The following is a 12,340-nucleotide window of genomic DNA, read 5'->3' on the forward strand; positions in this document are numbered from 1 at the left end:
CCATGTTCTCGCCCGGGGCAGTGGCCACCGCCGATCCCGGAGTTGGCTCAGTCACGCGAGTACCCGACGCGATTCGCGTTCGATACGGGGAGCGAAACGCGCCGGAAGGCAAGGTTTCCGGTCAGCTGACGCGCACGACCGGAACCGGCCGCTGTGGCACGCCGCGGTATTCCGACAGCGGCCGGATCAGGGCATTAGCGGCCGACTGCTCGGCGATGTGCGCGGTCCAGCCAGTGATCCGGCTCATCACGAAGATGGGCGTGAACATCTCGATATCGAAGCCCATCAGGTAGTAGGCCGGTCCCGCGGGGAAGTCGAGATTCGGTGCTATGCCGGTCTTCTCCGCCATCGCGGCGGCGAGCTCGTCGTACATCCGAACCCACTGCTGCCCACCGGTTACCGCCGCGACCTCGTCGAGGGCGGCCTTCATGGTCGGCACCCTGGAGTCGCCGTGCCGGTACACCCGATGCCCGAAGCCCATCACTTTGCGCTTGGCGGTGAGGGTTTCGGCGACCCATGCCGTCGCGAGTGCGGGATCGGCGATCTCCAGCATCGTGTGCATCACCGCCTCGTTGGCGCCGCCGTGCAGGCGACCCTTCAAGGCGCCGATCGCCGCGGTGATCGCACTGTAGGAGTCCGAGCCGGTGGAGGTCACCACGCGCGCGGCGAAGGTCGAGGCGTTGAAACCGTGCTCGGCGTAGAGGATCAGCGAGATCTCGAACGCGCGCACGATCCGCGGTTCCGGTACCGCGCCGAAGCACATATACAGGAAGTTCTCGGCGAACCCGAGCTGGGAGTGCGGTGCGATCGGGTCGAGGCCGCGCCGCCTGCGCATCGCCGTGGCGATCACCGTGGGCAGCAGGGCAGTCAATCGCAGTGCGGCGTCCAGTCTTTCGCGCTCGCTCGCACTCTCGGATGCGGCGTCCTCGGTGCCCAGGTAGCTGACGACCGTGCGGACCGCGTCCATCGGGTGGCAGGTGTCGGGCATCTTCTCCAGTAGCGCGAGCACCGACCGATCGATCCGGCGCTGGGCGCGTTCGCGCTGGCTGAGCAATTGCAGCTGGCCCTCGTCGGGGAGTTCGCCGTACCACAGCAGGTAGGCGACCTCCTCGAAACCGCAGCGTGCGGCCAGGTCCTGCACCGGGTAGCCGCGATAGGTCAGCGAGTTGGTCTCGGCGACCACCTTGGAGATGCTGGTCGTGTCGACCACCACTCCGGCCAGACCTTTGGCGATGGTGGGATTCTGCGCACTGGTCATAGCGTCACTCACTCACCGTGAAATCGAAGATGCCGGAGTCGAATTCGTTGTAGTGCCGGTAGCCGAGCAGCTCATAGAGCCGCGACCGGTGCTGCATGCGGTCCAGCAGTGCCGATTGCGTTCCGGCCGTGGCTATCTCGCGCAGACCGTCTTCGATCGCGCCCATCGCCAGTCGCAATGTGGTGACCGGGTAGATCACCGCGTTGTAGCCGAGATCGGTCAGTGCGCGTGCGTTCAGCAGCGGGGTCTTGCCGAATTCGGTCATGTTCGCGAGCAGCGGGATTTCCACGGCCGCACGGAACTTCGCGAACTCGCCTTCCTCGGCGAGTGCCTCGGTGAAGATCAGATCCGCGCCCGCGTCGGCATAGGCTTTGGCTCTGTTGATCGCCGCGTCGAGACCCTCGATCGCGCGCGCGTCGGTGCGGGCGCAGATCACGAAGCCCGGATCGCGGCGCACCGCCACGGCGGCCCGGATGCGGCGCACCATCTCGTCGGTATCGACGACCGCCTTACCGTCGAGATGCCCGCATCGCTTCGGGTTGACCTGGTCCTCGAGATGACAGCCGGCCAGGCCCGCGTCTTCCAGGAGGCTCACCGTGCGGGCCGCGTTCATCGGTTCACCGAAGCCGGTGTCGGCGTCGATGAACACGGGCAGATCGGTGACGCGCGCGATCTGGCGGCCACGCTCGACGACCTCGGTGAGGGTGGTCAGGCCGATATCGGGCAGTGCCAGCTCCGCCGAGATCACCGCGCCCGACACGTAGACGCCGTCGAAGCCGATCTCCTGGATCAGCTTGGCCACCAGCGGGTTCACCGCTCCGGGCAGTCGTTGCAGCCGACCGGAGGCCAGCCCGGCGCGGAAGGTCGCGCGCTTCTGTGCGGCAGTGGTGTGCGCGGCGAGCAGTCCCGAAACAGTCATCAGAACAGCCCTTCCCGTGCGGCGGGCAGCCGGTCGAACAGCGCGGGGTCGACTACGAAGGTGAGCTGATCGAGCTCTCCCGGGCCGAGTTCCTGGGTGCGCTGGGCGGCATCGAGGAAACGGTCTTGTTCGGCGGGCGTGACGACACCGTCGGCGAGGGCGCGGAACTTCTCGAGGTACTGCTCGCGCGCGAACGGCCGCGCGCCCAGCGGATGCGCGTCGGCGACCGCGAGTTCGTCGACGATCACCTCACCGTCGTCGAGGGTCACCACCGCGCGCGCGCCGAAGGCCTTCTCGGCCGGATCGGTCGCGTGGTAGCGGCGAGTCCACTCGGGGTCCTCGACCGTGGAGATCTTGCGCCACAGCGCGACTGTGTCGGGCCGCTCGGCGCGTTCGGGCGCATAGGAGCGCTCGTGGTGCCAGGTGCCGTCCTGCAAGGCGACCGCGAAAATGTAGGGGAGCGAGTGGTCGAGGGTCTCGCGGCTGGCGTGCGGATCGAACTTCTGCGGGTCGCCGGATCCGGTGCCGATCACGTAGTGCGTGTGGTGGCTGGTGTGCAGCACGATCGAGGCGATGCGGGCGGTGTCGGTGATCCGGTCGCGGAGTCGGCGCGCGAGATCGATCGGGGCCTGGCTCTGATACTCGGCCGAGTGCTCCTTGGTGTAGCTGTCCAATATGGCGCGCTTGGCCTCGCCCGGACACGGCAGCGGCACCTGATATTCGGCCGCCGTCCCACCGAGCAGCCACGCAATCACACCGTCGGCGCCCTCCCAGATCGGCGCGGGCGCGCCTTCACCGCGCATCGCCCGGTCGACCGCCTCGACGGCCATCTTCCCGGCGAACGCGGGCGCGTACGCCTTCCAGCTGGAGATCTCGCCCTTGCGTGACTGCCGGGTCGCGGTCGTGGTGTGCAGTGCTTGACCGATGGCTTGATAGATGGTTTCGGTGTCGAGGCCGAGCAAGGTTCCGATGCCCGCGGCGGCCGACGGGCCGAGGTGAGCGACGTGATCGATCTTGTGCTCGTGCAGGCAGATCGCGCGCACCAGGTCGATCTGGATCTCGTAGCCGGTGGCAAGACCGCGGATCAGCTCGGCACCGCCGCACCCCGCGTGCTGGGCAACGGACAGAATCGGCGGGATATTGTCGCCTGGATGCGAGTACTCCGCCGCGAGGAAAGTGTCGTGGAAGTCGAGCTCGCGCACCGCGACCCCGTTCGCCCACGCCGCCCACTCGGGCGAAACACGCTGTGCGCCGGGCAGTCCGAAGACGGCGGCGCCATGGCGTGGCGAAGCGGCGGACAGCGGATGCGCCCAAGCCTGGGCACGGGCGGTCCGGACCGGACCGCGCAGCACCGACGCCGCGGCCACCGCGGCATTGTCGATGATTCGGTTGACGATCATCTCGGCGACCTCGCCGGACACCGCCACCGGATCGGCAGCAACCTCGGCGATCAGGGTGGCCAGATGCTGTGACCGCGGGAAGTCCTCGGCGGCCCCGACGCTGCGAACGATATGGGTTTTCAATGACATGGTTCGCACGCTACGCACCGGAGCAACAGCTGGATATGAGCTGAACAAGCGTATTTTTGCGTGCGATGGACGACGAATCAGCAACTATTGCGAAGATCGGTGATCAGCACCGAATCGGTGATACCGAAGCGCTATGGTGATTTCTCGCGGCGAACACGTGGGCGGCAAGTGAACTTCCCCATGCCCCGGCCTGTTCCTTCGCATGTTACGCACGGGTAGCCACAGGTAAAATCCCTTGCAGGACTGGACTTCTCCCGAGGCATTCGCCACTTTCAGCAAACATTGCGAACAGGTCGCGTTAAGATCTGCGGCGTGCGGAAGATGTACGCGGGGGCCAGGCTACGAAGGCTGCGCGAAGAACGGCGGATGACCCAGGCAGCGCTCGCGAAATCGCTTGACCTCTCACCCAGCTATCTCAATCAGCTCGAACGTGATCAGCGTCCGCTGACCATTCCCGTGCTGCTGAAACTCAACTCGACCTTCGACCTCGACGTGCAGTTCTTCGCCGCCGACTCCGACGCGCGGCTGGTCTCGGACCTGCACGAGGTGCTGGTGGAAGCCGCGGGCGGCGGCGATACCGCGCCGATCACCGAGGTCGAGGAACTGGCGACCAGGCTGCCCGAGGTGGCGCGCATCGTGATCGCGATGCACCGGCGGCTGCGCGCGGCGACCGACCAGCTCGACCTGCTGTCCTCGCGCGTCGACACGCCCGCGGGCGCGCCGGGCACACCCATGCCGTACGAGGACGTGCGCGACTTCTTCTACGACCATCGCAACCACATCTCGACCCTCGACCACGCCGCCGAGCAACTGTTCGAGGAATCCGGTCTGAGTATCGGCTCGCTGGATCGTCAGCTGGCCAGGATCGCCGAGGAACGCGCGGGCGTCACGGTGCTGGTCCGCGGCGACGGCGCCGACCCGACCATCCCGAAACGTCACTACGACCCCGACACCCGAACCCTCACCCTGGCCAGGCGCCTGCGCCCCGGGCAGCGCGCCTTCCAGATCGCGACCACGCTCGGCCTGCTGCTCTACGGCCGCGAGATCGACAACGTGCTCGCCGAATCCCGCGCGCTCACCGGCGAATCCCGCACGCTGGCCAGAGTCGGGCTGGCCAACTACTTCGCCGGTGCGCTGATCCTGCCCTACGGGCGGTTCCTGCGCTCGGCCGAGGAACTGCGCTACGACGTCGACCTGCTCGCGCTGCGTTTCGAGGTCGGTTTCGAGACGGTCTGCCATCGGCTCAGTACCTTGCAGCGGCAGGGGCAGCGCGGTGTGCCGTTCTTCCTGGTGCGTACCGACCGAGCGGGCAATATCTCGAAACGTCAGTCCGCCACCGCGTTCCACTTCTCTCGAGTGGGCGGCAGCTGCCCGCTGTGGGTCACCCACGAGGCGTTCGCGCACCCCGGCCGCATTCTCACCCAGATCTCGGAGATGCCCGATGGGCGGCGATATCTGTGGATCGCTCGCACCACTCCCCCTGCCGCGCAGGGGTTCGGGGCGGCATCGAAGAACTTCGTCATCGGGCTCGGCTGCGATATCGAATACGCCGACCGGCTGGTGTATTCGCAGGGACTGCAGTTGGACGATCCGCAGGTGGCGGTACCGATCGGGGCCGGGTGCAAGGTATGCGAGCGGCCCGCGTGCCCGCAGCGCGCGTTCCCGCAGATCGGACGCCCCTTGGCCGTCGCCGAACACACCAGCACCGACCTGCCGTACCCGCGCCTACCTCGCTGACACCGCGCCGTGGGTGCATCGAAAGCGCAGCGCTCCCCGTCCGCGTCCACCAGGCCACAACGCCTGGTGGACGGTCAGGACTTGGCGAGGTACTCGATACGTTCGCCGTCCACGGCGGCGTGCATCATGCCCGCCAAGCCAGGATGGTTCACCAGACCCGGGTCCTCGGCGACGACCTGTCGGGCGAGTTCCTGCGCGGCGGTGATCACCTCGAGGTCGTCGAGCAGCGAGAGCAGTCGCAGCGACCGGGCGGTACCGGACTGCGCCGCGCCGAGGACATCACCTTCGCGCCGCTGCCGCAGGTCGAGCACCGACAGTTCGAAGCCGTCGGTGGTCGCCGCCACCGCCTCGAGCCGCGCCATCGCGGTCCCGCCGGGCGCGGCATCGGTGACCAGCAGGCACAGGCCGGGATGCTTGCCACGGCCGATGCGACCGCGCAACTGGTGCAGCTGACTCACGCCGAATCGGTCGGCGTCGACGATCACCATCACGGTCGCGTTCGGCACGTCGACACCGACCTCGACAACGGTGGTGCAGACCAGGACGTCGATCGCACCGTCGTTGAATTGGCGCATCACGTGGTCTTTTTCGTCGGACGGCAGCCTGCCGTGCAACAGGCCGACGCGCACACCGGCGAGCGGACCGGCACTGAGCGTCTCGTACATCTCGACGGCGGCCGCGGTGGTCGGTCCTTCCTTCTCCGCCTTCTTGCCCTTCGCCGGTGGCGCGTCTGGGTCCTCGCCGATGCGCGAGCACACGACATAGGCCTGCCTGCCCTGGCCGACCTCCTCGACGATGCGTTCCCAGGCGCGCTCCACCCAGCCTGGATGTAGTTTGCGCGGAACGACTTTCGACACGATCGGCGAGCGGCCCTTGGGCAGCTGGGTGAGAGTGGAGGTCTCGAGGTCGCCGAGGGTGGTCATCGCGATGGTGCGTGGGATCGGTGTCGCGGTCATCACCAGCAGGTGCGGGCTGATGCCGTCTTTCGCCTTGGCGCGCAACGCGTCTCGCTGCTCGACGCCGAAGCGGTGCTGTTCGTCGACCACCACGAGGCCGAGGTCGTAGAACTCGACCGCGTCCTGGATCAGCGCGTGGGTGCCGATGACGATGCCTGCCTCACCGGTCATCGCGTCGAGCAGCGCCGCCTTCTTCGCGGCCGTCGACATCGATCCGGTGAGCAGGACGACCTTGGTCGAGTTCTCGGCGGCACCGAGTTCGCCCGCGTTTCCGAGGTCGCCGAGCATGGCGCGCAAGGACCGATAGTGCTGCGCGGCGAGAACTTCGGTCGGTGCGAGCAGCGCGCACTGGCGGCCCGAGTCGACTACCTGCAGCATGGCGTTCAGCGCCACGATCGTTTTGCCCGAGCCCACCTCGCCTTGCAGCAACCGGTGCATCGGGCGGGTGCGTGACAGGTCTTGCGAGATCTCCTTCAGCACCTGCTGCTGACCTTCGGTGAGCTCGAAGGGCAAGCGTTCGTCGAAGGCCGCGGCGATACCGTCGGTCGATGGCGGACAGGCCGGTGCGGTGCGGCCCTCCACCTCGTGGCGGCGTTCGGCCAGCACGAGTTGCAGGGCCAGCGCCTCATCGAAACGGAGTCTGTCCCTTGCCTTTTCGATATCCAGCTTGTGCTCGGGGAGGTGGATCAGGCGGAGCGCCTCCGAGAGCGGCAGGAGTCGGCGGTCCTCGCGCAGGTCGGCGGGCAGTGGGTCCTCGATGGGGTCGAGCTGGTCGAGCACCTGGCGAATGCAGGCCAGCAGATCCCAGCTCTGGACCTTGGCGGTCGCCGGGTACACGGGGACGAACTCGCGCTCGAAGAACGAGGCATCCACTCCCCCCGCGCCTTTCGCGCTCTGGGCGAGGCCGCGCAGCGCACCGCTGCCACGCACGGACGTGAGTTCCTCCACGCCCGCTTCCGGCTTGTCGGGCAGGATCAGGTAGTCGGGGTGCGAGAGGTTCCAGCGGTCGGGACGCCACCAGTGCACGGTGCCCGACATCATCGCTCGCACACCTTCTTTCACCAGATAGCGCACCTTGTCACCGTTGAAGAAGGTGGCCTCGAGCGGACGCTGGGCGCCGGTGTCGAGCTGCACCTTCAACAGCGAGCCGCGGCGGTTCTTCATCGGGCGCAGTTCGGTTTTCGCGATGCGGCCGATGACGGTGATGTGCGCGCCCTCCTCGGGTTCCTCCTCGGTGAGGGGCTGACCCTGGGTCGCGTAGCGCACCGGATAGTGGCGCAACAGATCCTCGACGGTGGCCATGTCGAACGCCTCGGTCAGCCGGTCGGCCGCCTTGATACCCAGCACGTGGTCGAGCCGATCACTCAACGTCGCCATCTACTCGACCCCTATCTGCACCAGATCCGCTTGCTGTCCACCGGAATACACGACCACCTCGACGCCGGGGAAACCGGCCGTCACATGCTCGGCGAGCACCTGGGCCAGCTCGGGCCCCGCATCGGCGCCCATCAGTAATGTCACCAATTCCCCACCGAGGCCGAGCATTCGGTCCAAAAGGATGCGTCCGGCGCCGACCACATCGGGGTCGATCACCACCACATCGTGGCCGACGAGGCCGAGTCCGTCACCGGGAGAACACATTCCGACCATGGTCAAGGCCCGCACCCGCGCCGCCCGCAAGGCACCCCACCGGGTGGTCGCCGCCGCCTCCGACATCGCGAACGCGTCATCCACCGCGATCCGCCCCCGATCGTGCACCGCCAGCGCCGCGAGGCCCTGCACCATCGACGCACTCGGCAGCAGCAACACATCACGCGACCCGTCACGCGCGGCCACACCGACCGCGACGAGTTCCTGCGCGGGCAATGCGCCGTTGGGCAAGACCAGCACCTCCCGATTCGGCATCCCGCGGATCGCCCGCAGCAGGGCGCTCGTATCGACTTGCCGATCCCCACGCAACACCACCGCGCCCGCGTCCTCGAACAGGCGCGCGGCAGCGGCACCGCCCACCACCGCGAGGACACCGCGGTCCGCGAGGTCATCGCCGGCGACGATCTGGCGGTCGACGAGACCAGGTGGCCGGTCGTCGCCCGCACGTGCCTCGCTCGGCACGCGCGCACCGTCCCCGTTGTGGGTGGCGTCGAGCTCGTCGGCACCGTGCCCGTGGTTGCCGCTGTGGGGCGCGGTCACCGCGAAACTCTCGATCCGAATGCCCGTCACAGTGCCGAGCGCGAGGCCCGCCTCGATGGCCGCGCCCGCGTCGCGACAGTGCACATGGGCCGACCAGGTGGTCGCACCGTCACCGACCACCACCACCGAGTCACCCAACACCGCGAGCCGATCCCGCAGCCCACTCGCGGCCGCCTCATCGGTGCCGGAGATCACGTACATGACCTCGAAATGCGGATCGGCCGTCTGCTCCCGACGATCGCGGTCGTCGAGGAAGTCGGGAGTCCGGCGCTCCTGACCTGCTTCGATGGGGCGTTGAAGTCCGACGGTCGCCTGTTCGAGGTCACCGGTCAGGCCGTCAAGAGTGCCGATCTGTGTGTCTCGCCGATCCCGTGTCGGCCCTGGACCGACCAGTGCACCGATCGGGGAGGCGCCGTCCGTGTCGTGTCGTGGATTCGGTCCGTACCCGCGGCCTTGGGCGTTGTTGTCTTCGTCGGTACCAACGGGTCGCCGATGCGGCCCATGATCCCCGCGTTCGCCCCGCGTGTATCTGACTCGCTCCGGCGGCTCGCCGCAGACTTCGGCCACGAGGCAATCGAGCAGCACCAGCAGTCCGCGCGCCCCCGCATCGACCACTCCGGCCGCGCGCAGCACGCCCAGTTGGGTCGGGGTCTCGCTCAGCGCACGCGCGGCACCCTCGGCGGCGCACTGGGCAACCGCGGCCAGCGTGGGTTCGGCTGCCTCGGCGGCAGCGGCCGCGGCGCGGTCGAGAACGGTCAGGATCGTGCCCTCGACCGGGGCACTCAGTCCCGTGCGCACGAGCACCGCCGACCGCCGCAACGCCACCTGCAGCCGCGCGCCGGTCAGCGGACCAGCGACAACGGCCTCCGCGACCCCGCGCAAGACCTGCGACAGGATGATGCCCGAGTTTCCGCGCGCACCCGTGGTGGCACCACGGGCCAAGGCCTGGGCGACGAGGTGAGCCGAGGGCCCGTCGACGCTGGCTTCCGGTTGGTGGTCGCCGAGGCTCGCGAGCCCGCTGAGGCCGTGCCGTTCGTGGGCACCGGACGTGGCGGACTCGACGCCGAGCACAGCCCGGTCCGCCGTCGCGACCGCGGCGCGCATGGTGGCGAGAAGATTGGTTCCGGTGTCGGAGTCGGCGATGGGGAAGACATTGAGCGCGTCGATCTCGGCGCGACGTAGTTCCAGATCGGTGCGGCACCTGCGGGCCCAGACCAGCAGATCGGGACCGTCGAGAGACTCCCGCACGTGCGACACCGCCACCTCGCTCCCCGTTCTGCGTACCCGCGCGCCGAGCACGCAAGCCAGGTTAGCGGCAGCAACCGACCGAGGTACGCTGACCTCGGACGGGCTCTCAGCCGGGCTGTGCTCGGCGGGTCGACCGGGGCACCCGGTTTGGAACTTCGAGGCCCGGCCCGCTAGTCTTGCAGGGTTGCCTCGTGCGGCCCACGTGGGTCTGCGCTGGCCGACGTCAGTCGGCAAGGCATTTGATGACATCAGTTTCCGGTTCAGCGGGCATACGTGCGCCGCTGTCCGCTTATGACATGAAGGAGCTCGCGACATGGCTGCCGTTTGCGACGTCTGCGCCAAGGGCCCCGGTTTCGGGAAGTCGGTCTCGCACTCGCACCGGCGCACCAACCGTCGCTGGAACCCGAACATCCAGACCGTGCGTGCGCAGGTTGCCCCTGGCAACACCCGCCGGATGAACGTGTGCACCTCCTGCCTGAAGGCGGGCAAGGTCGTCCGCGGCTGATTTTCAGCCCGTACATTCTGCCGACAGTGCCCCGGCACCCCTCGCGGGTGATCCGGGGCTTTGTCGTACCACGGCCGAGCATCGTCGAACGGGCTCACCGTGCCTGACTGGCAGATCGCGCCGCTGACGGCGAACCGGGTCACCGAACTCGCCGCCTGCCACATCGCCAGCTGGCGCGAAGCCTACGGAACCCTCGTCCCCGGTCACATCCTCCACGGCTTCGACCTCGAACGCTCCGCGCTCACCTGGGAACGTCGCCGTGCCGACGGCACCCACGAGTTGCCGGTCGCGCTGGTCGGCGACCGCCTGGTCGGCTTCGCCTCCGGGACGAATTCGCCCTCACCCGGTCGGCAGGCGGACGGGTCCGCCCCCACCGCCGAACTCGAAGCGCTCTACGTCCGCAGCGCCTGGCACGGCACCGGTATCGCCGACGCCCTGATCGAAGCCGCCGCCCCCGGATCACCGTGCACCCTCTGGGTCTTCGCCGACTATCCGCGCGCCCACGCCTTCTACCGCAGGCACGGCTTCACCGACACCGGCATCCGCCGAACCGACCCGTTCACCCTCCTGCCCGAACAATTGTGGCGCCGCGACCTGAATTAGGCGTACCTCCGCCTTCGCTCCGGCCGTGCGCAACTGACGAACGCTGCCGCGACTGCGCCCATTGCGCGTACCTCCGAGTAAGGACTGCGAAACCCTGCGCGTCATGGCCCCATTAAGGTGACGCCTATGAGTACCACCGAATCGGTCCCCGCCACCGAGATCATCGACGGCGTGCTGCAGCTGACGATCGCCACCGCCGCCGCAGGCACCTCGATGGATTTCGACCTGATCAACGCGGGCACCGCCGCCCTGCGCGCACTCGACCCAACGGTCGGCGCCGTGCTGCTCACCGGTGCAGGCGCGAATTTCTGCGCGGGCGGCAATGTGCGCGATTTCGCCGCCGCCGACGACCGCGGCGCCTACCTCCACAAGCTGGCCGACGAACTCCATGATTTCGTCCGCGCGCTGCGAGACACCCACCTCCCCGTGGTCGCCGCCGTGCAGGGCTGGGCGGCAGGCGCCGGTATGAGCCTGGTCTGCACCGCCGACATCGCGATCGGCGGCCCGTCGACGAAACTGCGCCCCGCCTACCCCGGCATCGGCCTGTCCCCCGACGGCGGCATGTCCTGGTCGCTCTCCCGCATCGTCGGCCAGAGCCGCGCCAACGAGATCCTGCTCACCGACGCCGTCCTCGACGCCGAAGAAGCTGTCCGCCTCGGCATCCTGAGCCGCACAGTCGACGACGCGGACATCCGCACCGAGGCCCTCCGCGTCGCGCAGACCTTCGTCAACGGCCCCCGCGCCACCTACACGGCCATGAAAAAGCTGCTGGCCCAGTCGCCGACGGCGACATTGGACCAGCAGCTCGACGCCGAACGCGACAGCATCTCCGCCGCCGCGAACAGCAAGACAGGCCAGGAAGGCGTCGATGCCTTCATCGCCAAGAGGAAACCGAATTACGTAGGGCTCACCTGATCGGCGACCAACTCCCGCGACTGAACTGACCCTCCGACGCGACAACGCCACGCCGGAAAATCAGCCACCACGGGTTTTCGGCCGCCTCGCATCCGAAGGGCGAGACGACAACACCGAAGGCACAGTATCGCCCTTCGGATGTGCGGCAATCAGGGCCGAAAACCCAGCGGCGCCAGCCGCTTTAACACGCAGCGCCGAGAGCGCTGAAGGTGTTCTGCAGCAGGCAGGTCACCTTCGCGTTCACGCCGGAAGAGATGGTGGAGGTGCCGGTGGAGGTCCATTCCTCGCCGACCTGGGTGGTGGCCACCGGTGCGGCCTGCTCGTTGTAGGGCTCGAGCTGCAGGCCCGCGGCGGTGGCCGAGCCTGCGCCTGCGGTGATTGCGGCGGCCACGGCGACGGTCGCGAGGGCAGCGCGAACGGTGGTGATGTGCATCGGGTTGTGCTCCTTCATCATTCTCTTCTGGTGCAGGCGACACCCCG

General features: G+C 68.1%; 10 protein-coding genes. 4 read left to right on the plus strand and 6 right to left on the minus strand.

Annotated features, from left to right (window positions below):
• Positions 1-121: 121 nt before the first annotated feature.
• Genes ACFXKN_RS26795 through ACFXKN_RS26805 form a run of 3 tightly spaced genes read right to left on the minus strand, consistent with a single transcriptional unit; the run spans position 122 to position 3,700 of the window.
• Positions 122-1,258 carry a bifunctional 2-methylcitrate synthase/citrate synthase gene (locus tag ACFXKN_RS26795; protein WP_378965129.1) on the minus strand — a complete coding sequence of 379 codons (1,137 nt, stop codon included), beginning with the start codon at positions 1,256-1,258 and terminating at the stop codon, positions 122-124.
• A 4-nt stretch (positions 1,259-1,262) separates the two neighbouring features.
• Positions 1,263-2,177, minus strand: a complete 915-nt coding sequence (gene prpB / locus ACFXKN_RS26800) for a methylisocitrate lyase (RefSeq protein WP_378965124.1) — start codon at positions 2,175-2,177, stop codon at positions 1,263-1,265.
• Positions 2,177-3,700: an MmgE/PrpD family protein gene (locus ACFXKN_RS26805; protein ID WP_378965514.1), complete on the minus strand. Its 1,524-nt coding sequence runs from the start codon at positions 3,698-3,700 to the stop codon at positions 2,177-2,179. Before ACFXKN_RS26805 ends, prpB begins: the two co-directional genes overlap by 1 nt.
• A 318-nt stretch (positions 3,701-4,018) precedes the next feature.
• Here ACFXKN_RS26805 and ACFXKN_RS26810 point away from each other — a divergent pair, with 318 nt between their 5' ends.
• Positions 4,019-5,443 (plus strand): short-chain fatty acyl-CoA regulator family protein, encoded by a 1,425-nt coding sequence (locus ACFXKN_RS26810; protein WP_378965119.1) that lies wholly within the window; start codon positions 4,019-4,021, stop codon positions 5,441-5,443.
• Between the two features lie 74 nt (positions 5,444-5,517).
• Here the strand turns inward: ACFXKN_RS26810 and recG are convergent, their stop codons facing one another.
• Both recG and ACFXKN_RS26820 read right to left on the minus strand, forming a co-directional pair.
• On the minus strand, positions 5,518-7,776 hold the full coding sequence (gene recG, locus ACFXKN_RS26815; RefSeq protein WP_378965113.1) for an ATP-dependent DNA helicase RecG: 2,259 nt from the start codon (positions 7,774-7,776) through the stop codon (positions 5,518-5,520).
• Complete coding sequence (locus ACFXKN_RS26820; protein ID WP_378965109.1) at positions 7,777-9,837, minus strand: DAK2 domain-containing protein; 2,061 nt, start codon at positions 9,835-9,837, stop codon at positions 7,777-7,779.
• A 313-nt stretch (positions 9,838-10,150) separates the two neighbouring features.
• On the opposite strand from ACFXKN_RS26820, the gene rpmB reads away from it, so the two are divergent.
• The 3 genes from rpmB to ACFXKN_RS26835 all read left to right on the plus strand — a co-directional run bounded on the left by rpmB (position 10,151) and on the right by ACFXKN_RS26835 (position 11,860).
• Positions 10,151-10,342 (plus strand): 50S ribosomal protein L28, encoded by a 192-nt coding sequence (gene rpmB, locus ACFXKN_RS26825; protein ID WP_011210730.1) that lies wholly within the window; start codon positions 10,151-10,153, stop codon positions 10,340-10,342.
• Between the two features lie 99 nt (positions 10,343-10,441).
• Positions 10,442-10,945: a GNAT family N-acetyltransferase gene (locus tag ACFXKN_RS26830; RefSeq protein ID WP_378965102.1), complete on the plus strand. Its 504-nt coding sequence runs from the start codon at positions 10,442-10,444 to the stop codon at positions 10,943-10,945.
• Positions 10,946-11,071: 126 nt separating this feature from the next.
• Positions 11,072-11,860 carry an enoyl-CoA hydratase/isomerase family protein gene (locus ACFXKN_RS26835; RefSeq protein ID WP_378965089.1) on the plus strand — a complete coding sequence of 263 codons (789 nt, stop codon included), beginning with the start codon at positions 11,072-11,074 and terminating at the stop codon, positions 11,858-11,860.
• A gap of 181 nt (positions 11,861-12,041) precedes the next feature.
• Here ACFXKN_RS26835 and ACFXKN_RS26840 read toward each other — a convergent pair whose 3' ends face one another.
• The gene (locus ACFXKN_RS26840) at positions 12,042-12,293 is read right to left on the minus strand and encodes a hypothetical protein (protein WP_378912457.1); all 252 of its coding nucleotides are present in this window, start codon (positions 12,291-12,293) and stop codon (positions 12,042-12,044) included.
• Between the last annotated feature and the right edge of the window lie 47 nt (positions 12,294-12,340).

This window comes from Nocardia sp. NPDC059195, from assembly GCF_042754695.1.
In the GTDB taxonomy this organism is placed as follows: domain Bacteria; phylum Actinomycetota; class Actinomycetes; order Mycobacteriales; family Mycobacteriaceae; genus Nocardia.

Excerpts from the sequence above, each read along its gene's own strand:
- ACFXKN_RS26795 (WP_378965129.1), bottom strand. The coding sequence starts at position 1,258 with ATGACCAGTGCGCAGAATCCCACCATCGCCAAAGGTCTGGCCGGAGTG.
- prpB (WP_378965124.1), bottom strand. The coding sequence starts at position 2,177 with ATGACTGTTTCGGGACTGCTCGCCGCGCACACCACTGCCGCACAGAAG.
- recG (WP_378965113.1), bottom strand. The coding sequence starts at position 7,776 with ATGGCGACGTTGAGTGATCGGCTCGACCACGTGCTGGGTATCAAGGCG.
- rpmB (WP_011210730.1), top strand. The coding sequence starts at position 10,151 with ATGGCTGCCGTTTGCGACGTCTGCGCCAAGGGCCCCGGTTTCGGGAAG.
- ACFXKN_RS26835 (WP_378965089.1), top strand. The coding sequence starts at position 11,072 with ATGAGTACCACCGAATCGGTCCCCGCCACCGAGATCATCGACGGCGTG.
- ACFXKN_RS26840 (WP_378912457.1), bottom strand. The coding sequence starts at position 12,293 with ATGCACATCACCACCGTTCGCGCTGCCCTCGCGACCGTCGCCGTGGCC.